Source organism: Flagellimonas pelagia, assembly GCF_003584135.1.
In the GTDB taxonomy this organism is placed as follows: Bacteria; Bacteroidota; Bacteroidia; order Flavobacteriales; family Flavobacteriaceae; genus Flagellimonas; species Flagellimonas pelagia.
In genome coordinates this window covers 139,580-166,044 of sequence record NZ_QXFI01000018.1, presented here as the reverse complement: position 1 = coordinate 166,044, position 26,465 = coordinate 139,580, and the positions used below count along the sequence as shown (strand labels likewise).

General features: G+C 43.0%; 29 protein-coding genes. 14 read left to right on the top strand and 15 right to left on the bottom strand.

Going from position 1 to position 26,465, the window contains the following annotated elements; translation table 11 throughout:
- Positions 1–8: 8 nt before the first annotated feature.
- A complete protein-coding gene (locus tag D2V05_RS07150) occupies positions 9–905 on the bottom strand; it encodes an ABC transporter ATP-binding protein (protein ID WP_119647041.1) in 897 nt (298 codons plus the stop codon).
- Between the two features lie 78 nt (positions 906–983).
- On the opposite strand from D2V05_RS07150, the gene D2V05_RS07145 reads away from it, so the two are divergent.
- Positions 984–2,060, top strand: a complete 1,077-nt coding sequence (locus D2V05_RS07145) for a hypothetical protein (protein ID WP_119647040.1) — start codon at positions 984–986, stop codon at positions 2,058–2,060.
- Here D2V05_RS07145 and D2V05_RS07140 read toward each other — a convergent pair.
- The 6 genes from D2V05_RS07140 to D2V05_RS07115 form a co-directional block, all read right to left on the bottom strand.
- Positions 2,057–3,115, bottom strand: a complete 1,059-nt coding sequence (locus D2V05_RS07140; RefSeq protein ID WP_119647039.1) for a nucleoid-associated protein — start codon at positions 3,113–3,115, stop codon at positions 2,057–2,059. The genes D2V05_RS07145 and D2V05_RS07140 overlap by 4 nt on opposite strands.
- A 76-nt stretch (positions 3,116–3,191) precedes the next feature.
- The gene (locus D2V05_RS07135; protein ID WP_119647038.1) at positions 3,192–3,704 is read right to left on the bottom strand and encodes an IS1096 element passenger TnpR family protein; all 513 of its coding nucleotides are present in this window, start codon (positions 3,702–3,704) and stop codon (positions 3,192–3,194) included.
- Between the two features lie 43 nt (positions 3,705–3,747).
- Positions 3,748–4,761, bottom strand: a complete 1,014-nt coding sequence (locus tag D2V05_RS07130; RefSeq protein ID WP_119647037.1) for a COX15/CtaA family protein — start codon at positions 4,759–4,761, stop codon at positions 3,748–3,750.
- A complete protein-coding gene (locus tag D2V05_RS07125; protein ID WP_119647035.1) occupies positions 4,758–6,188 on the bottom strand; it encodes a CCA tRNA nucleotidyltransferase in 1,431 nt (476 codons plus the stop codon). The genes D2V05_RS07130 and D2V05_RS07125 overlap by 4 nt, the downstream gene beginning before the upstream one ends.
- Complete coding sequence (locus D2V05_RS07120; RefSeq protein ID WP_119647032.1) at positions 6,189–6,749, bottom strand: L-threonylcarbamoyladenylate synthase; 561 nt, start codon at positions 6,747–6,749, stop codon at positions 6,189–6,191.
- 12 nt (positions 6,750–6,761) lie between these two features.
- Entirely contained in the window at positions 6,762–7,898 is a 1,137-nt protein-coding gene (locus D2V05_RS07115) for a glycosyltransferase family 4 protein (protein ID WP_119647029.1), read from the bottom strand.
- Positions 7,899–8,034: 136 nt separating this feature from the next.
- On the opposite strand from D2V05_RS07115, the gene D2V05_RS07110 reads away from it, so the two are divergent.
- Positions 8,035–8,868, top strand: coding sequence for a glycosyltransferase family 2 protein (locus tag D2V05_RS07110; protein ID WP_119647027.1), 834 nt, complete (start codon positions 8,035–8,037; stop codon positions 8,866–8,868).
- Here D2V05_RS07110 and D2V05_RS07105 read toward each other — a convergent pair.
- Together D2V05_RS07105 and D2V05_RS07095 are read right to left on the bottom strand one after the other, a co-directional pair.
- Entirely contained in the window at positions 8,850–9,653 is an 804-nt protein-coding gene (locus tag D2V05_RS07105; protein ID WP_119647025.1) for a glycosyltransferase family 2 protein, read from the bottom strand. The two genes, D2V05_RS07110 and D2V05_RS07105, sit on opposite strands and share 19 nt — an antisense overlap.
- 246 nt (positions 9,654–9,899) lie before the next feature.
- Positions 9,900–10,715, bottom strand: a complete 816-nt coding sequence (locus D2V05_RS07095; protein WP_119647021.1) for a 2,3,4,5-tetrahydropyridine-2,6-dicarboxylate N-succinyltransferase — start codon at positions 10,713–10,715, stop codon at positions 9,900–9,902.
- A gap of 100 nt (positions 10,716–10,815) precedes the next feature.
- Between D2V05_RS07095 and ruvX the strand changes: the two genes are divergently transcribed.
- From ruvX to D2V05_RS07080, 3 genes are read left to right on the top strand one after another with little or no spacing between them, the layout of a single operon-like run.
- Entirely contained in the window at positions 10,816–11,226 is a 411-nt protein-coding gene (gene ruvX / locus D2V05_RS07090) for a Holliday junction resolvase RuvX (protein ID WP_119647020.1), read from the top strand.
- A 3-nt stretch (positions 11,227–11,229) separates the two neighbouring features.
- Entirely contained in the window at positions 11,230–11,820 is a 591-nt protein-coding gene (gene def / locus D2V05_RS07085; protein ID WP_119647017.1) for a peptide deformylase, read from the top strand.
- Positions 11,821–11,873: 53 nt separating this feature from the next.
- The gene (locus D2V05_RS07080) at positions 11,874–12,317 is read left to right on the top strand and encodes a DUF5606 family protein (RefSeq protein ID WP_119647015.1); all 444 of its coding nucleotides are present in this window, start codon (positions 11,874–11,876) and stop codon (positions 12,315–12,317) included.
- Here D2V05_RS07080 and D2V05_RS07075 read toward each other — a convergent pair whose 3' ends face one another.
- Positions 12,318–13,889, bottom strand: coding sequence for a family 20 glycosylhydrolase (locus tag D2V05_RS07075; RefSeq protein WP_417935671.1), 1,572 nt, complete (start codon positions 13,887–13,889; stop codon positions 12,318–12,320).
- 15 nt (positions 13,890–13,904) lie between these two features.
- Complete coding sequence (locus D2V05_RS07070; protein WP_119647130.1) at positions 13,905–14,549, bottom strand: GDSL-type esterase/lipase family protein; 645 nt, start codon at positions 14,547–14,549, stop codon at positions 13,905–13,907.
- 154 nt (positions 14,550–14,703) lie between these two features.
- Here D2V05_RS07070 and mazG point away from each other — a divergent pair, with 154 nt between their 5' ends.
- From mazG to D2V05_RS07045, 5 genes are all read left to right on the top strand, one after another.
- The gene (mazG, locus tag D2V05_RS07065; protein WP_119647010.1) at positions 14,704–15,477 is read left to right on the top strand and encodes a nucleoside triphosphate pyrophosphohydrolase; all 774 of its coding nucleotides are present in this window, start codon (positions 14,704–14,706) and stop codon (positions 15,475–15,477) included.
- Positions 15,478–15,567: 90 nt separating this feature from the next.
- A complete protein-coding gene (locus D2V05_RS07060; RefSeq protein WP_119647008.1) occupies positions 15,568–16,935 on the top strand; it encodes an MATE family efflux transporter in 1,368 nt (455 codons plus the stop codon).
- Positions 16,936–16,971: 36 nt separating this feature from the next.
- Complete coding sequence (locus D2V05_RS07055; protein ID WP_119640798.1) at positions 16,972–17,199, top strand: hypothetical protein; 228 nt, start codon at positions 16,972–16,974, stop codon at positions 17,197–17,199.
- Positions 17,199–17,768 carry a phosphatase PAP2 family protein gene (locus D2V05_RS07050; RefSeq protein ID WP_119647005.1) on the top strand — a complete coding sequence of 190 codons (570 nt, stop codon included), beginning with the start codon at positions 17,199–17,201 and terminating at the stop codon, positions 17,766–17,768. Before D2V05_RS07055 ends, D2V05_RS07050 begins: the two co-directional genes overlap by 1 nt.
- A complete protein-coding gene (locus D2V05_RS07045) occupies positions 17,765–19,423 on the top strand; it encodes an ArnT family glycosyltransferase (RefSeq protein WP_119647003.1) in 1,659 nt (552 codons plus the stop codon). The genes D2V05_RS07050 and D2V05_RS07045 overlap by 4 nt, the downstream gene beginning before the upstream one ends.
- On the opposite strand, the gene D2V05_RS07040 is transcribed toward D2V05_RS07045, so the two are convergent.
- The 3 genes from D2V05_RS07040 to meaB are packed head-to-tail and all read right to left on the bottom strand — an operon-like array spanning position 19,420 to position 22,314.
- A complete protein-coding gene (locus D2V05_RS07040; RefSeq protein ID WP_119647001.1) occupies positions 19,420–20,292 on the bottom strand; it encodes a lysylphosphatidylglycerol synthase transmembrane domain-containing protein in 873 nt (290 codons plus the stop codon). The two genes, D2V05_RS07045 and D2V05_RS07040, sit on opposite strands and share 4 nt — an antisense overlap.
- Positions 20,273–21,235 (bottom strand): glycosyltransferase family 2 protein, encoded by a 963-nt coding sequence (locus tag D2V05_RS07035; RefSeq protein ID WP_119646998.1) that lies wholly within the window; start codon positions 21,233–21,235, stop codon positions 20,273–20,275. Before D2V05_RS07035 ends, D2V05_RS07040 begins: the two co-directional genes overlap by 20 nt.
- A 35-nt stretch (positions 21,236–21,270) precedes the next feature.
- On the bottom strand, positions 21,271–22,314 hold the full coding sequence (gene meaB, locus D2V05_RS07030; protein ID WP_119646996.1) for a methylmalonyl Co-A mutase-associated GTPase MeaB: 1,044 nt from the start codon (positions 22,312–22,314) through the stop codon (positions 21,271–21,273).
- 209 nt (positions 22,315–22,523) lie between these two features.
- Here meaB and D2V05_RS07025 point away from each other — a divergent pair, with 209 nt between their 5' ends.
- The 4 genes from D2V05_RS07025 (at position 22,524) to D2V05_RS07010 (ending at position 25,636) form a co-directional block, all read left to right on the top strand.
- Positions 22,524–22,949: an organic hydroperoxide resistance protein gene (locus D2V05_RS07025; RefSeq protein ID WP_119640792.1), complete on the top strand. Its 426-nt coding sequence runs from the start codon at positions 22,524–22,526 to the stop codon at positions 22,947–22,949.
- A gap of 150 nt (positions 22,950–23,099) precedes the next feature.
- Positions 23,100–23,636: an RNA polymerase sigma factor gene (locus tag D2V05_RS07020; protein ID WP_119646993.1), complete on the top strand. Its 537-nt coding sequence runs from the start codon at positions 23,100–23,102 to the stop codon at positions 23,634–23,636.
- A complete protein-coding gene (locus tag D2V05_RS07015; RefSeq protein ID WP_119646991.1) occupies positions 23,626–24,228 on the top strand; it encodes a hypothetical protein in 603 nt (200 codons plus the stop codon). The genes D2V05_RS07020 and D2V05_RS07015 overlap by 11 nt, the downstream gene beginning before the upstream one ends.
- The gene (locus D2V05_RS07010) at positions 24,200–25,636 is read left to right on the top strand and encodes a CCDC174 family protein (protein ID WP_147378244.1); all 1,437 of its coding nucleotides are present in this window, start codon (positions 24,200–24,202) and stop codon (positions 25,634–25,636) included. Before D2V05_RS07015 ends, D2V05_RS07010 begins: the two co-directional genes overlap by 29 nt.
- Before the next feature lie 109 nt (positions 25,637–25,745).
- Here the strand turns inward: D2V05_RS07010 and msrA are convergent, their stop codons facing one another.
- Positions 25,746–26,438, bottom strand: coding sequence for a peptide-methionine (S)-S-oxide reductase MsrA (msrA, locus tag D2V05_RS07005; protein ID WP_119646986.1), 693 nt, complete (start codon positions 26,436–26,438; stop codon positions 25,746–25,748).
- Positions 26,439–26,465 lie beyond the last annotated feature (27 nt).

Below are 26,465 nucleotides of genomic sequence, written 5' to 3'. Positions count from 1 at the left end.
TTTTTTGATTAGTTGTTTTTGGTCAAGGTTAAAAATTGTTCTTCAAGGCTTTCTTTGCGTTTCACCAAATGGGACAGGACGATTCCTTTTTCAAACAGCATCTTGTTCAAAGATTCGGCGTCCATTTCCTCTTTCAGATAAGCCGTAAGGGTACCGTTGAAGTTTTCTATTTTTCCAAAACTTGCATTTTTTTCGAGTAGATTCTGTAGTTGGTCCATCTGACCACATCGGAGCTCAAAAAAGCCGTGGCTGGCCAACATACTGTCTACCGGGCCCGAATACAAATTCTCTCCTTTTCGAAGAATGACCACATGGGAGCAAACCTTTTCCACCTCATCCAACAAATGCGAAGCCAACAAAATGGTAGTGCCTTGACCGGCAATGGTTTTAATGATTTCCCTGATTTGATGGATTCCTTGGGGGTCTAGGCCATTGGTGGGCTCATCCAGAATTAGTATTTCAGGATCGTTGAGCAGGGCAGAGGCTATGGCCAAGCGTTGCTTCATCCCAAGGGAATACGTCTTGAATTTGCTGTCCTTTCTCTCCCAAAGGCCGACCAATTCCAATTTTTCCTGGATTTTGGTCTCGGGAACCTCCTTGATCTTACAGACAAGCTGAAGGTTTTGGATGGCGGTCATATAGGGGTAAAAGTTGGGTCGCTCAATGATGGCGCCTACTTTTTTCAATGCTTCATGGGTGGAGGTGTTGCCCTCAAACCAACTAAAATCACCGGAAGTACGATTCACCACGTTCAATATAATGCCTAAAGTTGTGGACTTACCACTTCCGTTGGGTCCCAAAATGCCATAGACGTTTCCTTTTTCAATGGTGAAGGAAAGATCGTTCACGGCAGTCAGGTAACCAAATTTCTTGGTGAGATGGTTAACGGTCAGAATTGTTTCCAAAGGTTGCTAACGTTTTTTGAATGGTTTATACTAACTTGACGATGTTTATCGAAATTTGTTACAAAATAACCCTTTACAATGTCCGAAGAAAAATTGATGTCCAAAAAGAAACCTGCCTATCCCATAAGCAAGGAACTGGATGAATATTTGGATTATTACAACCGAAAGATTGAGATTCCCATCCATTATGATGATCTTCTCCGGTTTTCGGGCAGTGTTGCTGTGTATGATGCGAATGATGAGGACACCCTTTGGGTGAGGGTCTATTACCCGGAGTTTGATAGGGACGAGATCGACCTTGCCCTTAAACGGGTGTATTCCATCTTTGTGTCCGATGGTAGTGACTCCATTCTACAATACCTGAACGTGGATTATGTGGATTATTGCACCTTTGGGAACTCCAAACCCTTTCGGATCAAGATCCGTAACATCTTGAACGACAACTACACCTTGCTCTATGTAAAAAAGACCGATGCCTCCAGGGTGTATGGGCTGGAGTTGGAGCACATGCTGTCTCCCTACAACCTGAATTTTGTGATCTATGAGAATACTTTGATCGAAGAGCACATTGTGGGTATTCCCGGGGATCTTTTCATCAAGAACAATTTACCGGAGTGTTCGGAATTTGATAAAGCACAGATTGCCAAGGAGTTTGTAAAGTTCAACGAGCGCTGTATGATTCGACTTTTGGGTGATATGCGTTCCTACAATTACGTAATGGTTCCCACCCACGATTTTGACAGTGTGGTCTACAAGATACGCGCCATCGATTTTGACCAACAGTGTTATGAAGGGAAGTTGAAGGTGTACCGCCCCCAATTTTTCAAGGAGAACAAGATTATGGTGGATATGGTACAGAACAAACTGCGGATGGACTCGGTAAACCAATATATTGTGGAGGAGCGTTCCATCATTGCCAAACGGATTTTGAGTTGGGGGCATCGACTCACTGCACTTTTGGATGCCTGCCGTAAGGATACCATTTCCACTCCAGAAAATATTGAATTGCTCAAATCCCAATTGCAGGAACTTACGGGCGATATCAATTTTAGGGACAGTAAAAATATGGGTGAAATATTGACCCATGCCCTGGACTTTGTCCGTAGGAATTATGAGGATGTCAGTATGAAACAGATTATCGAGAAGAAGTTCTAGCTTTTCTGTTCCTTGTTGAAGTAGACCAAGTAATAGTACATTTGGCGTTCCTCATCCCATCCTTTTTCCACAAATTTCTCTGCAGATTCCGGGTTGATGAAATCCAGTTTGATTTGGATGTTGGTGTCCAGATTGATTACATTCTTGATCTTTCTTCTGGCATCGCTCACCGCTTTATTGGCAATATCGAAGTTGGAAACATCCTCAATGCTGTATTTGGGTCCTTTTTCCACTTTGTAATGTTTGAACTCGGGAATCAATTCCGGGTTTTCCATCACTTCATTCAAAAAGGTGGTTTCCTCAAAGGCGTCGTTTTTGGCAAAATGGTTCACTGCGCGGTTCATGAACAAAACTTCCTGTTGTTTGTCCTCGGCAGGTAAAACCACATCCTTGGCAAAGTTCTGGCAGAATTTCAGGTAGTTTTTGGTGTAAAAGTTCTCATCGGTCAATGGGATCAGGCCCAAAAAGTTTTCCAACCAGTATTTGGCATCATACCGGTTACTGTCCACCGACAACACTTTATAACCTTCTTCTTTTTCCACATTGAAGACAATACATCCCTTATCCAGTTTGTTGACATTGATACCTTGTTTGATCAAGATTTCCAGATTTTGTTCCGTTTCCTTGAACTGAAGAAAATCATGCTTCAACTCACTTTTAAAAATGCCCACGGCATCGGTTTTCTTGTTGTCGATTACCACATCCGAAAAATGCACCACGTATACCTCACCACTTTTGATATGGGGGTGATTGGATTGGTCATAGAGGTGTTGGGTAATCTTTTTTGAAAGTTCGTGCCCGTTCGCCGGGTTTTCAAAAATACCTGAAACAGCCGTGAACATATCATTGAACTCTACATCCACATCATTGGAAAACCTATAGTAATTCTCCTCTTTTTCCCGAAAGGGGCGGAAGAAATATTCCTTCAACAGACCTGCCATCTCATCGTTCAAGGTAAAAGGTTCCGACGATAGAAATGCGGCTTCGTTCTTACTTTTGTTTCCTACTCGGTGGAGGGAAAGACTTTCAATCTGGGCGTTATATAGGTTTAGCATTTTTTGGGTAAAGGGTTTAGGGTAAATGGTTTATAGTAAAAGGGTGAAGGGTTTGGGGTGAAAGGTCAAGTTCGATTCAATTCCAATTTTCATCAAAATCCATATCATCATAGCTGTCGAGGAAATCATCATCTTCATCAAAGTTATCTTCTAAATCACCTTCCTCGGCCTCAAAGTTTTTCTCTGGTGGGGCATCGGGCAGTTCCCCAAAACTGAAGAGCAGACTTGGGTATACGCGTCCATCCTCTTTTTCTGCAATATCGGCAAGTTCCACAAAAAAGGTCCACATGCTGAAAAAATCATACACATAGATCATTTTCGGGGTCTGTTCGGTTAGTACATCATCCAAACTGGTCTCGTTCATCAACCGAACATCAGAATCGCTGTCGCTCATGTCAAAAAGGGCGATTTCCTCATCTTGGTTCCATTCTTCGTCGCAAGTATAAAAAGAAGCCATTTCACTACCTTCAAAACCAAAGGCTTGGGTAATGGCATTGTGGAATTCTTCCAAAGTATTGTTGTCCTCAATCTCGATATCCCTAAAAATATCTTCCTCAGCATCAAGTATTATCCTGATTTTATAAATCATCCAAAAATTTTTAAAGTGGGCACAAAGTTACAATAAATAGACCTTATTTGGTGAACCGGTGCAAGGTAAACGTCATGGTGGCCAAAAGGAAAAATGCCCCGATTTGATGCGCGATTCCCAACCACAGAGGAACGGCGTAGATCAAGGTAAGTACACCCAACAAAAATTGTACAAAAACCATGGCCAAAAGCACTTTCAGACCTTTTTCCTGCAACGGTGTACGCTCTACCTTTCGGGTCTTGAACCATATCGCCAAAATGAACGCCACAACTACATAGGCAAGATAACGGTGAACAAATTGTACACCACTTTTTCCTTCAAAAAAGTTCTTGATTACGGGTTGTTGCTCAATATAAACCGTTTCGTGAATCAGTTTTCCTTCGCTCATCAACGGCCAGTGGTTGTGAATAAAACCAGCATCCAAACCTGCCACAAAAGCCCCCCACACGATTTGCAGGAGCAGGATGACCAAAGCGAACCGGATAAGGTTCCTGATCTTTGTGTTGACTTCCTTTTTGTCGGGATAAATCAAATCTAAAGCCACCCAAAGGCTATAGGCAAAGGTGAGGAAGGCCGTAGTCAAATGCGCCGCCAACCTAAAATGGGAGACATCAGGGCGATCTACCAAACCACTTTTGACCATATACCACCCCAAAAATCCCTGGAAACCACCCATGATCAAAAGGATCACCGCTTTTTTGATGGTGGCTCTGTCCAATCGTTTGGTAATCAAAAAGAACAGGAAAGGTATGATGAACACCATGCCAATAAGTCTTCCAATGAACCGATGCAACCACTCCCAAAAATAGATGTCCTTAAAATCCTCAAGGCCAAAATGGCTGTTCAACTTTTGGTATTCTGGGTATTGTTGGTACAATTCAAAGGCTTCCTGCCATTCTTGGTCATTCATGGGGGGAAGGGTGCCCTGTATCAACTTGTAGTCGGAAATGGATAGTCCGGAATGGGTAAGGCGGGTAATTCCCCCGACCAAAACCATCACAAAGATGAGCGCACAACCCGTTAACAACCAATACACCACATATTTGTTCTTTTTCATTTGGAGTGGACTTTTAGGTTCATTGATTTGCCTTTTTCCAACATAAATTGATAAGCGGCTTCGTATTCGTTCGGAATCTCGCCCTCTAGAATAGCCTCTTTGATGGCATCCTTGATGATGCCTATTTCCTTGCTAGGTTTTAGGTTGAAGGTTTCCATGATCTCTTCTCCGGAGACCGGGGGTTGAAAGTTTCGGACATGATCCCTTTCTTCGACCTCCACAATTTTTTGACGAACAATCTGAAAATTGTTCTTATATCTTTTCTGTTTCTTTGGATTTTTTGTGGTGATATCGGCTTCGCACAGTGTCATGAGGTCGTCCACAAAATCCCCGGCATCAAAGACCAATCGTCGCACCGCGGAATCTGTTACATGGTCTTCGGAAAGGATGATGGGCCTGGAACTCATCAATACCATCTTTTGAACGAACTTCATTTTTTCGTTCAGGGGCATGCGTAGCCTTTTGAACAGCTTGTACACCATTTTAGAACCCACGAATTCGTGGCCATGGAACGTCCACCCGATTTTATCATGGAACTTTTTGGTGGGAGCCTTACCAATATCGTGGAGTAGGGCGGCCCATCTCAACCAAAGGTTATCCGTGGTTTCTGAGATATTGTCCACCACCTCCAGCGTGTGCCAAAAATTGTCCTTGTGCCGTTGTCCTTCCACTTCCTCAATGCCCTGCAAAGCTGTCAGTTCGGAGAGGATCAGGGGAAGCAATCCGGTTTGGTGCATCAGCTTAAAACCAATGGACGGCTTGGGACTCATCAAAATTTTGTTCAACTCGTCCACGATGCGTTCCTTGGATACAATTTGGATACGCTCCTTGTTCTCCGAAATGGCTTGGAGCGATTTCAGTTCTATGGTAAAATGCAATTGTGTTGCAAACCGGATGGCACGCATCATGCGCAAGGGATCGTCGGAATAGGTAATCCCCGGTTCAAGTGGCGTACGTAATATTTTTTGGTCCAGATCGGACAATCCATTGAAAGGGTCCAACAGGGTTCCGAAACTGTCCTTGTTCAGGGCCAAGGCCAAGGCGTTGATGGTAAAGTCACGTCGGTTTTGGTCGTCTTGCAAAGAGCCATCTTCCACAACAGGTTTTCTGCTATCGTGGTGGTAACTCTCTTTTCGGGCACCCACGAACTCCAATTCCAATTCATTGTGTTTGATCATGGCCGTCCCAAAATTCTTGAACACGGAAATCTCAGGTTTCCCTTTGAGTTTGGAAGCCACTTTTTTGGCCAGTTGAATACCGCTGCCAATGGCCACAATGTCGATGTCTTTTGGAGTGCCCCTTTTTAAAAGATAATCCCTTACAAACCCGCCGATCACATAGGAATCAACCCCCAGTTCTTCGGAGGCTTCACCGATCAGTTTAAAAATGGGGTGTTGTAGGGCTTCTGTGTGCAACTCCTTCGTCATTTATTCGCGGATTACCTTTACCTGACCGTCATTGCTCAATTTGATGATGGAAGAGGGAACGGCATTTTTATTTACGTCCGGCAAATTTACCACATAGTCCACTCCTTTTAAAATTTCTGGGCTTATATCCTTGAATTGTTTTGGGGTGGGTTCCCCGGAGATGTTTGCCGAGGTAGAAACAATAGGTTTTCCAAATTTGTTGATCAGGTATTGGCAGAATTTATCCGATGCCACCCTGATTCCTAAGGTATTGTCTTCGGCCACAAGGTTTTCGGCAATTCCTTTGGGTTCATCAAATACGATGGTAGTGGGCTTTGTGGAAAGGTCTATAATGTCATAGGCCACGTCAGGTACTTGCTTTACATGGCGTTCCAACATACCCTGATTACCAACCAAACAGATGAGTGCCTTACTGTCTTCCCGTTTTTTGAGGGCATACACTTTTTTGATGGCTTCAGGATCTGTGGCGTCGCAACCGATTCCCCAAACCGTGTCCGTAGGGTAGAGGATTAGTCCACCTTCCTTCAATATTTTGATACAGTTGTTTATTTCTTCGGTCATGCCAGCCGATTTTTAATTTTTAGGAAAATTATATTCATTTTCGGCTATTTGTAAGGCCAATTCATATAGTTTCCTTATTTGATTGGATTGTTCATAATTATGTTGAATATGTTTGCGGCCCTCAATTCCCATTGATTTGGCAAGTTCGGTATCTTCGCAGAATTTCAACATATATTTTGCCATTTCATCTTCATCCTTTTCAGCTACCAAAAAGCCGGTTTTATTATGAATAACCAATTCTTTGATTCCGCCATGCTTGGTGCTTATTATGGGCAGGCCAGATGATGATGCTTCCATGATACTCACTGGTGAGCCTTCCATATCCCCATTAGGTGCTGTAATGGAATGTTGGACGAATGCCATTGATGTGCTCATTATTTCAGATATTTCTTTTTGATTTAAAATGCCTGTGAATGTTACCGATTTTTCAATTTTTAGTTCTGCGATCAATTTTTGACATTCATCATAAAGTCCAGTTTTATTGCCCACAAAAATAAGTTTGGCATCTGGATGTTTTTGTAGGACTTGATTAAATGCCCTAATAGTATATAGTGGGCCTTTTTTCGGGATTAATCGTCCTACTGCAATAAATGTTTTTGGATGAATACTTTCCCTGTTGTACAAAAATTTAGAAGTATCCACCCCACAAGGAACAACATGTATTTTTTCCTTATTGGCACCCAAATCAATGAGTGAAAATTTCATGTCCTGGGACACTACAATTATGCTTGAGGCATAGTTGAACAATGATTGGTATTTGTTTTTATATTGATTGAGTAATTTTTTGTCCGTAGCATCATGTCCATGAAAAATCACCATAAGTGGTATATTCATGGACTTAGCGGGTGGTACCATATGTGAGGCACTCATGCCATAGTTTGCTAGTATTATATCGATGTTGTTTTGCTTTAAAAATCTTTTCATACCATAGTTGCTAAAAAAATTATTCCTTCCAACTAATCCTTTTGCAACCTTATGAAGTATCCAAAAAGGCCATGGACTTAATAAATTGCCATTCTCCATTCGTTCCGGATATCTTCCATCGAATAAGGAGTATGTCTTGCATAAACTTTTGAACCCATTGATTTGATCCCTAATAAAGGTTTCTGAGTATGCGTGTTTTTCTGTACGGGTAATACAAATTCTCATAACCAAGACTTTAGAATTGTTTGTAAAATTAGCTCGATCTTAAAATTGAGGAAGCAATAAAGGTATTTCTATAAGGATATATGAATTGCAAAATTAAGCATATGGGATAACATTTAATATTTCTATTTTTGCCAGAATGAACCCGATGGAACAAGAAGCACCAAAAATTTCAGTTATCGTAAGTACCTACAATGCCGAGGAGTGGTTAAGGAAGGTGCTTTGGGGCTTCAATTGCCAAATTTTCAAGGATTTTGAAGTGGTGGTGGCAGATGACGGTTCCGGTCCCAAGACTAAAGCATTGTTGGATGAGCTGTCCGAGCAGGTTTTTTATCCGATCATCCATGTTTGGCAAGAGGATGATGGTTTTCAAAAATCAAGGATCTTGAACAAGGCGGTAGAGGCCTGTAATGCGGAATACATCATCATGACCGATGGGGATTGTATACCCAGAGAGGATTTTGTTGAGGTGCACTACATCAACAAAGAGCCAGGTTACTTTATTTCCGGAGGATACTACATGTTGCCCATGAACATTTCCAAGTTGATCACTCTGAAAGATATAGAACAGCAGAATTGTTTCAACATACAATGGCTCAAGGAAAAAGGCATTCCACAGACCTTTAAAAACAATAAACTCACGGCAAAAGGATTCGTTTCCAAGTTTTTGAACACATTCACCCCGACCAATGCCAGTTGGAACGGGCACAACTCATCGGGTTGGAAAAAGGACATCCTGAATGTAAACGGTTTTGATGAACGCATGCAATATGGAGGGCAGGACCGTGAGCTAGGTGAACGGCTTTTCAACTTTGGGATCAAATCTAAGCAATTACGCTACAGTGCCGTTTGTGTGCATTTGGACCATAAACGAGGGTACAAAACCCCGGAATCCATTGCTAAAAATCAGTCGATAAGAAAAGAGACTAGGTCGCAAAAAATGGTGTGGACCCACTACGGCATCACCAAGTAATAGGCTAGCTCGTTCTTTTTTTCCAATCTTTTACGTTCCTTGAATCTTTCCAAAACCCCAAGGGCATTCAGATAGCAGATGGTCATGCCTTTTTTTCCATCCAAAAAACCTAGGCGGATGATGTAGTGATTGAAAAACTTCCAAGCTGGTTTTACCACCATCATAAGATAATTGAAATGCTTTTCTTTATAAAAATCCTCTTTGGCCTTCAGACGGCCATATTTGAGCATTTTACTTTTATAATCCTCGTAATCCTTGTAGCAATAGTGGATCAGTTTTTCTTTTAGGATTCCTGATTTTCCATCGACCTCCAAGGTTTCATGGACAATTTTTCTATCGGTAAAACATGCTTTGCTTTTTCTGAAAAGTCTATGATTTTTATCCGTCTGCCAACCGCTAAAATTAAGGGGTTGGTTTTGGAACATGAATTTTCTGTAGAACCAATAGGCTTCATCGGCTTCAGGATTGTTTATGGTAGCTATGATTTCTTTTTGAAGGGATTTGGTAACCACTTCATCGGCATCCAAAAACAAGACCCAATCATTTGTTGCCTGTTTCAGGGTGAAGGATTTTTGTGATGTAAAATTCTCGAAAGGATTTTGTATTACTTTCACTTTGGGATGGTCCATTAAATATTCAAAGGTGCCGTCAGTACTAAAAGAATCTACCACAATGATTTCGTCTGCAAAAGAAACGGAATCGATACATCTTTCGATGTAACCCATTTCATTATAGGTGATGATTAACGCTGATAATTTTTGCTTTGGGGTGCTCAATCCAGCCATATGTATTGGTGTAGTGTTTTGGTATTTTACAAATCTATAACAAAAAAAAGGGTCAAAAATTGTTTATTGCTTTATTTTTCTTACAACAATCAGATCTTCATTATCCCTACCGCTTTTTTGTTAAAATCTAAATTTATAGTTGATATTCTTCTAATAGAGACCAAAAAAGAAATAGGGTTGCTTCTTTTTTTGGAAAAAAACAACCCTATCTTAAAAAATATGAATTGATACTCCTTGAGCATACAATTATACCGCTACATCATGCTCCCTCAAGGCATTGTTCAAGGATGTTTTCTTGTCTGTGCTTTCCTTTCGCTTACCGATGATCAAGGCACAAGGAACCTGAAACTCCCCTGCCGGGAATTTTTTGGTATAACTTCCAGGGATTACTACTGACCTAGCGGGCACCCTTCCTTTTAGTTCAATGGGTTCATCACCAGTTACATCAATGATTTTGGTAGATGCCGTCAAGACCACATTGGCCCCCAAAACGGCTTCTTTTTCTACACGAACACCTTCCACAACGATGCAGCGTGATCCGATAAAGGCATTGTCCTCAATGATTACCGGTGCCGCTTGTAAGGGTTCCAATACTCCACCGATACCTACACCACCACTCAAATGCACGTTCTTGCCTATCTGGGCGCAACTGCCCACGGTGGCCCAGGTATCTACCATAGTGCCTTCATCCACATAAGCCCCGATGTTCACATAGCTGGGCATTAAAATGGTTCCTTTGGAAATATAGGCGCCATGTCTGGCCACTGCATGTGGTACAACGCGAACACCTTTTTCTTGATATCCCCTTTTGAGCGGAATTTTATCATGGTATTCAAAAATGCCAGCTTCCAGGACCTCCATTTTCTGGATGGGGAAATAGAGGACCACGGCCTTTTTTACCCATTCGTTGATCTGCCATCCATCCTTGGTAGGTTCTGCACAGCGCAATTCTCCCATATCGATAAGGTCGATCACCTCCCGTATGGCCACTTGGGTCCTTTCGTCTTCCAACAATGCTCTATTGTCCCATGCTTCTTCAATAAGCGTCCTTAAATTGGTCATTTTTCTTAAAATTTTCGCAAAGATACGGCCCTCCCCAGAATAATGCCCGTCATTTTTAAGGGCATAACATTTTTAGGGTTATTTTTGCCAAAAAATTGTCTTGGCGAGAATTTTGGCTTTGGATTATGGTAAGATTAGGACGGGAATTGCGGTCACCGATGAACTGCAATTGATCGCCTCTGGACTTACTACCGTTGAGACCAAGGAACTGATCCCGTTTCTGGAGAAGTATCTCAAGGAAGAAACCGTGGAACGTTTTGTGGTCGGACAACCCAAACAGATGGATAATTCCCCGTCTGAGTCGGAAGAGCTTATCCAAGGATTTTTGGAGAAGTTGATGGCCGTGTTTCCCGCCATTCCAGTGGAACGACAAGATGAGCGGTTTACCTCTAAAATGGCGTTCCAGTCCATGTTGGACAGTGGGGTGAAAAAGAAAAAGCGCAGGGACAAGGCCATGGTTGATGAAATTAGTGCCACGCTTATATTGCAGGCATACCTTAACAGATTTTAGTTTATGATTTTACCCATTGTGGCATACGGTGACCCCGTTCTACGTAAAGTGGCAAAGGATATCACACAGGAATATCCAAAACTTGAAGAATTGATCACAAACATGTGGGAGACCATGTACAATGCCCATGGGGTAGGTCTGGCCGCCCCACAAGTGGGTTTGCCTATACGTTTGTTCGTGGTGGATACCGCTCCGTTCGGGGATGACGAAGAATTGGACAAAGAAGAACAGGAACAGCTCAAAGGTTTCAAAAAAGTGTTCATCAATGCCAAAATCGAAGCCGAAAATGGCAGGGAATGGGATTTTAACGAAGGGTGTCTGAGCATTCCCGATATCCGTGAGGACGTTAAGCGCAAGCCAGAGATCACCATTAAGTATATGGATGAAAACTTTGTTTCTCATACCGAAACCTATGATGGGCTTTTGGCCAGGGTGATTCAACACGAATATGACCACATTCAGGGAATCCTCTTTACGGACAAACTTTCATCCCTGAAAAAACGTTTGTTGAAAAGCCGCCTCGATAAAATCTCCAAAGGAAAGATTGATGTGGAGTACAAAATGAAGTTTCCCAACATTAAAAAAGGACGTTAAAAAAATCGCAGTTTGTGATAAAAACATATTTTTGCCCGCATAAATTATAATACATGGCCCTAGACAAGATTTTATCTATTGGTGGAAAACCTGGACTTTACAAATTGCTCACCCAAACAAGAAGTGGTTTTGTTGGGGAATCCCTGTTGGATGGTAAGCGTGTTACCGTTGGCATCCGCAGCAATGTGAGTGTACTTTCAGAAATTGCCATCTATACTTTGGAAGAAGAGGTTCCCTTAAGGGAAGTCTTCCAAAAGATAAAGGAAAAGGAAGGCGGCAAGAAAACTGCTATCAGTCACAAAGCCGATAAAATCGAGTTGGAGGAATACTTCTTCGAAATCCTTCCCAACTATGATGAGGACAGGGTCTATGCGAGTGATATCAAAAAAATTGTGCAGTGGTACAACATCCTTCTGGACAACAACATTACAGATTTTGTTGAAGAGAAGGATGCCGAGGAACCTACTGCTGTAGAAGCCTCCAACGAGGAGGAATAATCATTCTTTTTCCCAATCCACCAACTTGGTGGGGTAGTAATTGATGTTCATTTCTTTTAAATAAGGCACTTGCTTGGCCAAGCGTACTTTATAATCGTCCCAATTCAGGTTTTCACTGGTGGACCATCCTAACTCGGCAACACCAATAATGCGGGGAAAAGCCAAGTATTCCAGTTCTGCACTGTTGCTAATGGTTTCGGACCAAAGTGGAGCCTCAATACCTAAAATACTTTCCTTGGGAAGACCCTCCACATACGTTTCGGGGTTCCAGTTGTAACCTTCATCCACGGGGATGTAGGCAGCCCAATGAAGGCCAAATTTTGATAGGGAATCATACTGCATGTCCAAATAGACCTTTTTGGCAGGCGAAAGGATGATTTTGGACCCATTTTCAGCAGCCCTTATGGCATTATGGGGCTCGTTCCAAAGCTGGGCAATGGATGATGGGTCAATTTTTGCCTGTGCAATTTCATTCCAACCGATCATGGTCTTACCGTGTTTTTGGACAATTTTTTCCACTTTTTCCACAAAGTGGATATAGTCACTTTTTTTGGTCGCATGGCTTTCATCACCCCCAATATGAAAATATGGGCCAGGGGTCATCGCTGCAATTTCACCGATTACATCATCCAAAAAGCTGTAGACAGTATCCTTGCGCGCATCGAAGGTACTGAAACCTACGTGGGTACCGGTATAAGCTTCCACCTTTTTGCCGTTTCCGTTCAAGAAGGGATAGCTGAACGATGCCGCATTGGTGTGTCCGGGCATATCAATTTCAGGGATAATGGTGATGTGTCTGTCCGCTGCATATTGCACCAGTTCCTTATACTCTTCCTGTGTGTAAAAACCACCTTCACCACCACCTACTTCGGTAGCACCACCTACCTCAGTAAGTTTGGGCCAGGATTTAATTTCGATGCGCCATCCTTGGTCATCGGAAAGGTGTAGGTGTAGGGTGTTGAACTTGTAATAGGCCAGTGCATCCATGTATTTCTTCACTTCGTCCATGGTGAAAAAATGTCTTGAAACATCCAACATGGCACCTCGATGTCCATATTTGGGCGAGTCCATGATCTTTCCCGATGGAATCACCCATAAGGAATGGTCCGTTAAGGTGTCGTTACTTTTTTCGGGAATGAGCTGTCTCAAGGTTTGGATGCCTCTAAAAGCACCGGCAGCGGTTTTGGCATTCAACAAAATGGAGTCCTTTTTAATGTATAGTTGATAGGATTCAGGAGTTTCCAAATCTGTACTATCAGATTGGTTGATGTAGATCAATCGCCGGGTATTACCATCCGGAGAGGCGTTCACCATAAGATCCAACCCGGTTTTTCCTTTGATTTTTTCAGAAAGGAACCTTCCCACTTTTTCAAATTCAGGGTCAGTAGTTGTCGTATAGATGACCGTGCTGCTATCCAGCCCAAAGGCACTATGGGTGGCAATGGTCTTAACTGGTTTAGGGATCAATGGGGCACTGGCCAGATCGGTCTTTGGAAAATTGATTTCCTTTTTTTCGGTTTTACATGCTGCCAGGCAAATCACTGCCGTAAACAACAATAGGGTTTTTTTAATCACGTTAGTTCGGTTTTATTCTACGTAGTCTTTGAGGGTTTCGTACCAGATATCGTATCCTTTTTTGTTCATGTGCAATCCATCTCCCACGAAGATGTCCTGTTTCACTTTTCTTTTGTCCAACATGGGGTACCAGACATCCACAAAATTGACTCCCTGGGTTTCAGAGGCCAATTTGCTCAGTTTTCGGTTCAATCGTCTATAACGTCCTCGATAATGCCATCTGGAAATACTGGGCTTTGCCGAGATAAGCACGATTTCCATGGTTGGATTTTTTTGTTGTAACTGCGCCAAAATCCCTTCAGCGGTTCTCAGAATTTTTCGAGGACTTTTCTTGGCGAAAATATCGTTGTCCCCTTCATAAATGAATACTTTCACCGGATTGTAGTCCAGTATCAGTTCGTTTAGGTAAAGTTCCAAATCTGAAAATTGAGACCCCCCAAAACCAGTGTTCAATACCTGATGTTGAGGGAATCGTTCTTGTACATCGTTCCAAAAACGTATGCTCGAACTCCCTGTGAACACAATGGTAGGCCTTGTGGAATCCCAAAGGCTGTCATTCTTTTTCTGGATGGAACTTACTTCGTTCAAAAACGGCTTGTCGTTTTGGGCGATAACAAGGAAAGGGGCCAAGACTAGGGCCAAAAACAATTTTTTCATTCCAAATGGGTTTTGCCTTGAATGAAAGTTGAAGATAGTGATATTTTTCTTTTGTGGGTTGTTGAAAACTAGGTCTGCCCTTTTCATAAGTAAGTTCTGACCACAGGTGTCCAACCATACATACTTTGTATTTTTGACCTAAATATGCATAAAAATGAATTCAAGATCAGAACAATTGGCAGCTTTCGACCGACTTTTGACCATTATGGACGAGTTGCGGGAGCAGTGCCCATGGGATAAAAAGCAGACCATGCAGACCCTTCGGCATTTGACCATTGAAGAAACCTACGAACTAGGGGATGCCATTCTGGACAACGATCTTGAGGAAGTAAAAAAGGAATTGGGTGATCTATTGCTTCACATTGTCTTTTATGCCAAGATCGGTTCGGAGACCCAGGATTTCGATATCGCTGATGTGGCCAACAGTATCTGTGAGAAATTGGTCAACCGCCATCCCCATATTTATGGTGATGTAAAGGTGAAAAATGAAGAAGAAGTGAAACAGAACTGGGAGAACATCAAACTTAAGGAAGGCAAAAAAAGTGTGCTCGAAGGCGTGCCCAATAGTTTGCCTGCCTTGGTGAAGGCCAACCGAATCCAAGAAAAGGTGGCCGGTGTAGGTTTCGATTGGGAACATCCCGAACAGGTTTTTGAAAAATTAAAAGAAGAGTTGGGGGAGCTTCAAGAAGAAGTGAAGGCCAATGATGCCGATAAAATGGAATCCGAATTTGGGGATGTGCTGTTTTCCATGGTCAATTATGCCCGGTTTTTAAACATCAATCCAGAGAATGCGTTGGAACGGACCAATAAAAAGTTCATCAAGCGTTTCCAGTATTTGGAAGAAAAAGCAAAAGCATCCGGAAAAAGCCTTAAGGACATGACCTTGGCCGAAATGGATGTTTTTTGGGAAGAGGCCAAAGGGCTATGATGACCTAAATTTATCCTTTAGCTCATGTCAGTTTGACTTCATTGTTGTGTCAAACTAGCTATATTTGCCATCTTTTCATACGTATCCGTTTTGTTTCAGCAGTACACCAAAGAATTCGCCTATAACCTAAAGTTGTCCTATCCCGTTATTTTGGGGATGTTGGGTCATACTTTTGTGGCTTTCGCCGATAATATCATGGTGGGTCAATTAGGACCGACGGAGTTGGCCGCGGTTTCATTAGGGAATAGTTTTGTGTTCATTGCCATGTCGCTGGGTATTGGTTTTTCCACGGCCATAACACCCTTGGTGGCAGAGGCGGATGGGGCAGGCAATCAGGGAGCGGGCAAGAATGCCCTAAAACACGGTTTGGTACTTTGTACACTCTTGGGACTCTCTCTTTTTGGAATCATTTTGCTTTGCAAACCTCTGTTGCATCATATGGAACAGCCACCTGAAGTGGTGGAACTGGCCGTTCCTTACCTGGAGCTTGTGGCTTTTTCCCTGGTGCCCTTGATCATGTTTCAGGCGTTCAAACAATTTTCGGAAGGACTTTCCCAAACCAAATATCCCATGTATGCCACTATTTTGGCCAATGTGGTGAACATTACCCTCAACTACCTCTTCATTTTTGGTTCGTTCGGATTTCCCAAATTGGGCGTGGTTGGGGCGGCCATCGGTACGTTGGCCTCACGGGCCATCATGGTATTGTTTATTTGGTTTTTATTGAATCGTAAGGAAAAATTCAAGCCCTTCGTGACACATTTCAATTTCAAGAATATTGAAAAGAAGATGATCAATAAGATCATCAGTCTGGGTTTTCCATCGTCCATGCAGATGTTTTTTGAGGTGGCCATTTTCACGGCGGCCATTTGGTTGAGTGGGGTACTGGGTAAAAACGCCCAAGCGGCTAACCAAATTGCCTTGAACCTGAGCAGCATGACCTTTATGGTGGGTATGGGGCTCAGTGTGGCCGCCATGATCCGTGTGGGCAACCAAAAAGGGCTCCAAAATTTCAGGGAACTGAAGCGTATAGCCGAATCCATATTTTTCTTGACCTTGATTTTGGAAATTGTTTTTGCCACACTCTTTTTAGTGGGTAGGCATTGGTTCCCGACCATTTATTTGGATGTGGACGATATTATGAATCAAGCGGATAACACTGAGGTGATTATTATAGCGGCCAAATTGTTGTTGGTGGCGGCTTTCTTTCAAATTTCAGATGGTTTGCAAGTGGTGGTATTGGGGGCCCTAAGAGGACTTCAGGATGTAAAGGTTCCTATGTTGATAACCTTCGTCGCTTATTGGCTCATCGGTTTTCCTGCTTCTTTTTATTTGGGTCTGTATACAGATTTGACGAGTACCGGGATCTGGATCGGATTGCTTCTTGGGCTCACGGCATCGGCCGTAATGTTGTATCTTCGGTTTAAGTATTTGATCCAAAAATTGATATCGGAATAAGTAAATCACCCATTTGGGTCCAAATTGATAACACACATGGAACTACCTAAATTTTTGTTGGCCGACAATACGGACTATCCCGAGGCCATTTTCATTGTCCATACCGAATACCCGCGTTTTATCATCAATTTGGAAAATGATGAAGTGGAATGGATGGAGGAATTCTCCAAAGAGGACGAAGCGGATTTGATGGAAGAAGCCGAAAGTCTGATCGAGGCGGCTACTGCTTTTTATGATCGTGAAGTGGCAAGATACGACGCATAATGCTCGAACAAATCCTACAGTACGATAAAGACCTCTTCCTATTCCTCAATGGCTTGGGAACGGAAACTTGGGACGGTTTCTGGATGTTCATGACCACCACCCGAAATTCCGCTCCACTTTATCTGCTGTTATTATATCTTACCTACAAACATTTGGGTTGGAAGAACACCGCCATCGTTTTGGTTTCTGTTGCGCTTTTGATTACGTGTACGGATCAGTTGGCCAATTTTTTTAAATATGGGGTGGGTCGCTTGCGTCCATGCCACGACCCAGAAGTGAGCAGTGTAATGCGCTTGGTAAAAAGTTACTGTGGTGGACAGTACGGTTATTTTTCGGCACATGCGGCCAATTCCTTCGGGCCTGCCGTGTTTTTTATCGTCTTGTTCCATCAAAAGGTGAAATACATCAGTTGGGTTTTGTTGCTTTGGGCCTGTATCGTGACGTATAGCAGAATCTACATCGGCGTACATTATCCATTGGATGTAATCACGGGGGCTTTCATAGGTTCGCTCTTCGGATGGTTGTTTGCCAAGTTGGCTATATTTGCATTCCAAAAAATAGGGACATGATCTCCACCACCCGGTATTGGTTTTTTATTGCCCTCATTGTGCTGGTGTATCTCATCGGGATGTTCGTGACCCTGTTCGAGAATGATTCTGCCCAATTTGCCGTAATGGCCATGCGAATGGTCCAAGAACATGATTTTTTAAGCCTTTTCAAAGGCCCGGAGGAGTATCTGGACAAGCCACATATGCATTATTGGTTGGCGGCCCTTTCCTATAAGATTTTTGGCATCCATGATTGGGCGTACCGAATTCCCGGTATTCTGTCCACCTTGTTGGGTGCATATAGCTGTTATGGCCTTGGAAAATTGCTCTACAATAAAGATGTGGGCAGATTCGCCTCCTTGATCTTTATGACGGCCCAGACGATGGTGCTGGCCAATATTGATGTACGTACGGACGCCGTGCTCACCGGCTTTACCATATTTTCCATTTGGCAGTTGGTGGCCTATATTGAAAAGAATTCCCTGAAAAATATTGTCTTGGGTGCGTTTGGGGCCGGAATGGCCTTTTCCACCAAAGGACAGATAGCCTTGGTGGTTATTGGTATTTCCGTATTGTGCCATTTGGCCTACACCCGAAAATGGTACCGATTGCTCAACTGGAAACTGTTGGTGGCTGTTGTAGTGTTCGGGTTGACCATTGCACCCATGCTGTATGCGTATTACCATCAATTTGATCTACATCCCGAAAAAGTGATTCGTGGTAAAGACCATCGCAGTGGCATCTTCTTTATTTTTTGGGAACAGAGCTTTGAACGCATGAGCGGAGAAGGGGTAGGGAAGAACAGCAGCGATTTCTTCTTTTTCTTCCACACTTTTTTGTGGGTGTTCCTGCCATGGACGGTTTTGGCCTTGATCGGCTACTGGAATCAATTGAAAACCTTTTGGAAGATGAAATTCGCTTACCGACCCAATCTGGAGTTTATAACACTTGGTGGTATTTCCATCCTGTTTTTTGTCATCAGTTTCGCCCAGTTCAAGTTGCCACACTACATGAATATTTTAATGCCGTTGTACGCAATTCTATCGGCAGCATTTCTCTATACCCTGTTTCAAGAGGAAAAAGCTAAAATGGCCAAAGTGATTTTGGGCTTCCAATATTTTATATTGGGATTGGTCGTGGTGTTCGTTTTGTTGGTCAGTTTTTATGTGTTCCCATTGAAGCACTGGTACGGATATACAGCTTTGATAGTTGCCCTCGCATTAACTGTCTGTTTTATTTGGAAGAAAGAAGAATTGGTCGCCAAAATTGTGATCGTGGCACTATTTAGTTCAATATTGTTGAACGGATTGATGAATGCCCAGTTCTATCCAAAATTATTGGAATACCAAGGCGGGTCCACCATGGCCGAAAAGGTAAAGGAGCAAAATATTCCGGTGGACAAGATCTACAAAGTTTCCGAACAACATACTTGGGCCTTGGATTTCTACGACAAAGATCCCGTCAATATTGTTTCCATCCCTGAACTAAAATCCAAAAAGAATGTTTGGGTATATGCCACCGATCAGGAATTGGCTCAACTCTCCAAACAAGGGATTCAGTGGGATGATCAAATCACGGTGGACCAGTTTAGGATTACCCGATTACAGATCAAGTTCCTGAACCCGAATACCCGCCAAGAAAAGCTCAATAAAATGCATTTGGTGCATTTAAATTAGGCTACCGATTCCAATTCCGGTTTTTTGAAATGATATAGAATTCCAAAAAGGGAGGTGAGTGCCGTAATCAGAAAGAAGGTAAAACTGATGCCGATGGAGGTACTTGCATCCAAACCCAGCCATTCCGCCCCATACAAAAAAGTAACCTCCCTACTTCCAATGCCACCAATGGTCAATGGAATGACCGACACGATGGACGATACCAAGAAGACAAAAAGATATTCGATGGCATCCGTGGAAATGGATAGCGCCTTCAAGATGAAAATCACACAGACCAACTGCGCCAATTGCACTAGAGCAGAATAGCCGAACGATTTCCAAAAAACGGGTAGGGTGGTGGTAAAGAACAGCTTGTTCATGAACCAAAAGGCAACCAAACTTAATGGTATTAGCAAAATCAATAACCAGTCAAAGCCATCAAAAAATGGATTTTTGGACAAGGTTCCCAAAAAGCAAGCATACATAAAAAGCAACAACATGCCACTCAAGCGGTCCAGCAACAAACTGGAGACCACTTTTTTGGTCCCAGGCTGAAATGCTTTTTGTACCACATATCCCTTATAGGCATCTCCGCCAATTCCTCCAGGTAAGAACAGATTGTAGAACATGCCTAACAAATAGAGTTTCAAATTGCTGCGATGCGAGACTTTGGCCCCAATTTGATGGAAGTACTCATTCAACCGAAAAGTGGCTAAGATCTTGGAAAGCACAAAAAATACCAAGGCCAAGAAAAGGAAGAAAGGCTTGCTTTTCTTCAGGGTTTCCAAAACGTCCTTCAGATCTATTTTCGTGAAGATAAAGTAGATCAGGGCTGCACTTACAACTAGTTTTAAGGCAGTGATGAGCTTTTTACGCAGCTTTTCCGTCACCTATCGTGATTTTTTTAATGCGATATGGTCGTTTTTGTTGAGACTCGTAATACGTGCGGATCAAGAGTTCCATCACAATACCGATGGTAAACAACTGTATACCTCCTAAAATGAACATCATCCCGAAAATGAGCAAAGGCCTACTTCCGATATCCTCTCCGAGTCCTAGCTTCACTATCAATAAATAAATATTGATGAAAACACCCAATATGACCAACAATACGCCCAAAATACCAAAGAGGTGGATGGGGCGTTGGAAATACTTTCGGATGAAGAGCAGCAACATCATGTCCGCCACCACCTTGAAAACCCGCTCCAAACCGTATTTGGAAACCCCTGCATGGCGTGCATGGTGTTTTACGGGGACTTGTTTGATCTGGGCGCCTTCCAAAAAGGCCAACAACGTGATAAATCGATGCATCTCGCCATAAAGGTTCAAGCCTTTGGCAATGTCCTTGGTAAATACTTTTAAGGCACAGCCGTTATCCTTAATATCCAGTTTGGTCACCCTTCTCACCATAAAATTGGCAATCTTGGATGGTATTTTTTTGACGAGGGAATCCTTTCTTTTTTGTCGGATACCTGTGACTACATCATATTCACCGCTAACGGCATATTCCAGCATATGCGGAATGTCCGAAGGGTCGTTCTGAAGGTCACCATCCATGGTGATGATGTATTCCCCTTCGGCGTAATCAAGACCGGCCGCCAAGGCGAGACTTTGGCCGTAATTTTTTTTCAGCTCGATCAAATGGACCTTGTCGTCATCCATTTCCTTGACCCTTTGGCGGGTTTTGTCCGTGGAAAAATCATCGATATAGACGATCTGGTAGTTGTACCCCGGAAGACTTTCATGGATTTTCTGGGTTAACAAGACCACGTTGTCCTCCTCGTTGTACAAAGGAACCACTATGGATAAAAGGGAATCGGTAACGGTGCTCATTCAGTATAAAATCTGTGCAAATTTATCGCTTTTATTTAAAGTTCCTTGGTTATCTGATCCAATAGGAGCTTGGCCGCATAAAACGGGGAAATTTTGTTGTCGTCAATGTCCTTCAACAGAGCAATCTGGGCATTTTTAAAGGATTCCTTTTGATGAAAAAACTGTTTAATGTGTTCATCCACGGTCTGTAGGAACCAATTCTTGTTCTGGGTCTTCCTATTTTTATCAAAAAAACCATTTTCCTTGTTCTGTTGCACAAAGTTTTCCACTACATCCCAAATTTCCTTGATTCCGGTATTTTCTGTTGCGGAGCATTTCAATACTTTGGGGATCCATCCGTTTGCCTTTGGGGGATAAAGATGTAGGGCTCTGGAAAATTCGGTTGCTGCCAGTTCGGCCTTTTCCAAATTGCTTCCGTCCGCTTTATTGATGGCGATGGCATCGGCCATTTCCATAATTCCCCTTTTGATGCCTTGTAACTCATCCCCGGCACCGGATAATTTCAGCAAAAGGAAAAAATCCACCATACTGTGCACGGCAATCTCACTCTGGCCCACCCCGACCGTTTCCACCAAGATTACATCGTATCCCGCAGCTTCACATAAAATGATGCTCTCCCTTGTTTTTCGGGCCACACCACCCAATGAAGTTCCCGAAGGGGAGGGGCGAATAAAGGCGTTTGGATCCTTGGACAGTTCCTGCATTCGGGTCTTATCTCCCAAAATACTGCCTTTACTCAATGAACTGGTGGGGTCCACGGCCAAAACGGCCACTTTTTTGCCCAAAGAGGTCAAATAGGTCCCAAAAGTCTCGATAAAGGAACTTTTACCCACACCTGGGACTCCGGTTATTCCTATTCTGATGCTTGCATTGGGCTTGGCCAGGCATTTTTCGATTACTGTATTGGCTTTTTCATAATGGGAAGGATGGGTGCTTTCCAGCAATGTGATGGCTTTGGCCAACTGGGTTTTATTGCCATTGAAAATACCTTCGGTCAACTCCTCCGCGGATACTTCCTGTTTACGGAGTGCCTTTATTTTTGAAATGGTGTTTGTTGGTATGTTCTTATCGCTTGTCAAGAGTATGTCCCTTAGGATTTATCACGAAGGTATAAAGTTTTTGTTTGTTAATGGGAATGGGAAGACGACGAACGATGGATGCCGATATCCATTTCACATAAATTTAATAACTGTTTAAGGGTACTTCCAGTTTCAATTTGGTAACTTTTCAGATTAATGACCGATGTGTTTTATACTATCGGTTTTTATCAACCCTTAAAAAGAAACGAATGAAAACTATTTTTGAAGCGAAGGCGACCAACACAGGAGGCAGGTCCGGACATGTAGAAAGTGAAGATGGCGTATTGGACTTCGATATTACAATGCCGAACTCCAAGGGCAAGCCAGACCCAAAATCCACTAATCCCGAAGAACTGTTCGCGGCGGCCTATTCCACTTGCTTTGCGGGAGCTTTGCAGGCCGTTGCCAAGGAGCAGGGAATTGATGATCTAGGGGATTTTAACGTTACGGCTACCATAGAATTCAATAAGGAAGAAGAAGGTTTTTACCTAGAGGCCACTTTGGATGCCTATTTGCCCACGGTAGATCAGGAAACAGGGGAAGACCTGATCAATGCGGCCCATGAAATCTGTCCTTACAGCAAAGCTACACGTGACAATATCACGGTACATCTCAATTTATTACTGGACGAATAAGTCTTATAAGTACTTGATAAAGAATCCCGTTGAGCGAACTCTTCGGGATTTTTTTGTTAAAAATGACTCAAAATCGCACTAATTTGCAACGAGGCCATTTTTGTATCGTCCTTATGATGAACAACTAAAAAACCAAGCATAGAACCGAGCGTGTTCCATATTGAGCTAGTGGAGCGGTGTAAAGCGAACGATCGTCAGGCACAGCTTAAACTGTACCATCAGTACTGTGATGGTATGTTTGGTGTGGCCATGCGGTTCCTTAAGAATACAGACGATGCGGAGGATGTGCTCCAAGAGTCATTCATCAAGGCTTTTCAGCGTATCCACCAGTTTAAAGGAGAGGTAACCTTCGGGGCTTGGTTAAAAAGGATCGTAGTGAACGGGAGCATCGATTTTTTGAAATCGAAACACCAGCAGACCGTGGAGCTCAATGAAAATTACCTCCATGTCACGGACGAAGATGGTTGGACAGTTGAAGAGGGGATTTCTTTGGAACAGGTTAAGGTGGCCATTGAAGAACTGCCCCAAAAATATAAATACGTGGTGCAATTGTTCTTAGTGGAAGGATATGACCACAGCGAGATTTCGGAAATCCTGAACATCTCGGAAACGGCCTCACGCACAAGACTGCTGAGGGGAAAAGCGCAATTGCAGGATAAACTAAAGGATTTGGCTTATGGCACATGATCTAAGGGATTTGTTTGAAAAGGAAAGGGAGCAAAAGCACTATAGCTTAAAAAAAGGGCACGAGGCGCGGTTCTTGGCCAAATTGGACGAGCAGTTGCCGTCAACACCTCCCAAAAAGAAGGTATTTACCTGGTGGCTACAGGTTGCCGCCTCGGTTGTGGTGGTGTTAGGATTATCAATATATTTTTTTGTGGTATCCGACAATAAGATCGACCCTGATGAGAACATTACCGTAGTAGACCGGGAAAACCCAAACGGTGAGGCGCAGAGCATATCCTTGGGCGATCTTTCCCCCGACCTGAAAAAAATAGAGACCTATTATACGACCAACATCAACCTGCAGCTTTCGGATTTGGAAATAGATCCGAACAATAAGGAGCTTATGGACAGCTATATGGACCGGTTGGCGGAACTTAATGACGAGTATCACAAGTTGAACGCCGAACTGAACGAATTTGGTCCGAACGACCAAACCATAGAGGCCCTTATCAAAAATCTACAGCTTAGGCTACAGTTATTGCAAAAATTAAAAACCAAGTTGAATCAATTAAAATCATCAAAAAATGAACAGGAATCGTCTAATATTGTTTAGTGGATTACTCGCTGTGCTGGCAGGGTTAACCTGCCATGCACAGGAGAAATCGAAGACCTACAAGGAAACCTATAATGTGGACAAGGACACGGAACTCAACATCAATACCAGTTATGCCGATATTGAGTTTGTGACCTGGGACAAGGACCAGGTGGAAATTACCGCAACTATTGAATTGGATGGAGTGCCCGATGAGGATGCCAAATCGTACTTGGATAAAGATCTGGTCAAGATCATGGGCAACAGCAAGGAAATTGAAGTGAGTACCGAAGGAGCTGGACCCTATGCTTTCGATTTTAGGAGCATTGACATCAACATTCCGGAAATTCCCTCCGTGGCCCGTATTATGGAGAATATCGAGATTCCCGAAATGCCTGAGATCGCTGTTCTTCCCGAACTAGCAATTTTGCCTCCAATGCCACCGATGCCATACATGGAGTTTGATTATGATGCTTATAAAAAGGATAAGGAAAAGTATTTGAAGGAGTGGAAGAAGAAATTCGACAAAAACTTTGACGAGGATTACAAGAAGCACTTTGAGGAGTGGAGCAAGGAGATGGAAGAAATGGCCAAGGAACGTGAGGAACAAATGGAGGAGATGAAAAAGCAACGTGAGGAGCTTAGGGCCGATCGTGAAAGAATGCGCCAGGAAATGCGAGAAGAGTTGCAGGAACAACGTGAAGAACTCAGAAACCAAAGGGAAGAAGTGAGGAGACAGCAAATAGAAGAGGCCAGGGCCATGCGAGTAGCTCCCAATGTGTTCTACTTTTCATCCGATGGTAAGAACAAAGAGTACAAGGTGAAGAAACACATCATCATTAAAATGCCGAAATACCTGAAACTAAACTTGAACGTGAGGCACGGCGAGGTAAAACTTGCTGCCAATACGAGGAACATCAATGCAAGCTTGTCCTACGCAAGCTTGCTTGCCTCTACCATTGATGGCGACAAGACGGACATCAGGGCCTCATACTCGCCGGTGGTGGTGCAGCGATGGAATTACGGAAAATTAAAAACCGATTATTCCGATGATGTAAGTCTAAAAGAAGTAAAGGAATTGAAGTTGAATGCCGTATCATCCAATGTGGTGATCGGCAGGTTGACTAGTAAGGCATCTGTCACGAACAATTTCGGCAACCTGAGCATCAATTCGGTTTCCGATGGATTCCATACGTTGGATATTTCTGTGGAAAATGGCGAGTTGGATTGCAAATTACCGGCTACTCCCTTTGTGATTTCCGTAAACGAAACCACCTCAGGGTCAGGGTTTAAGTATCCCCAAGCCTTGAAACTACAATCTTCCAAAAGTCATGGTTCCAATTTGTATAAAGGGTACCACATCAATGACAAGGATGGCAAGTCCATCAGCATCAATTCCAAATACAGCGAGGTGGTTCTTAAAAATTAAAAAGACCTCCCATTCCCAAAGAACCACCTACTTTCGGCTGTCCTCTCTACTAGGCCAATTCTTCTACTTCAAGCGATATCCGCTTCTTCGTCCATACAAAGCCTTCAGCTTAATGCACATCTTCCTTTAGGAAGGATTTGAAATTCTTTTTGAACCGGTTCAACCTTGGAATGGAAACATTCTGGATGTAGCTGTTGTTCGGGTGTAGTTTTTCGTAATCCTGATGGTAATCTTCGGCCCTATAAAATTTGTCGAACTTTTTCACTTCGGTCACTATAGGTCTGCCATAGACGTGTTCCGCTTCCAATTTGGCCATATAATCCGTGATAATCTTCTTCTGTTCATCATTCTTATAAAATGCAATGGAACGGTATTGGGCGCCCCTGTCGGGTCCTTGCTGGTTTAATGTAGTGGGATCGTGAGAGCCAAAGAATACTTGTACCAGTTGTGTGAACGAGACCACTTTTGGGTCATAATATACCTCTACGGATTCGGCATGGTGGGTTTTACCATAGGAAACTTGTTCATAGGTAGGGTTTTTCTCCGTTCCGCCTGAGTAGCCTGAATATACTTCCTTAACACCCTTTACGCTTTCAAAGATGGCCTCTACGCACCAAAAACAGCCACTGGCAAAATAGGCAGTTTCGTATTGCTGTAATTCCGAAGGAGTCAGTTTGGGAGTTTCTGGATTTTCAATAGGCTCTTGATGGGCCATTTCGGGTTGGGTAGATTTCTCTTTGGGTCGGCAACTGGTCGAAACCAAAATCAGAAGGGTAAAAAATGTAATTCTCACGATGTTCATGTTCTTTCTTGCTTAGTTGCTTTAAGA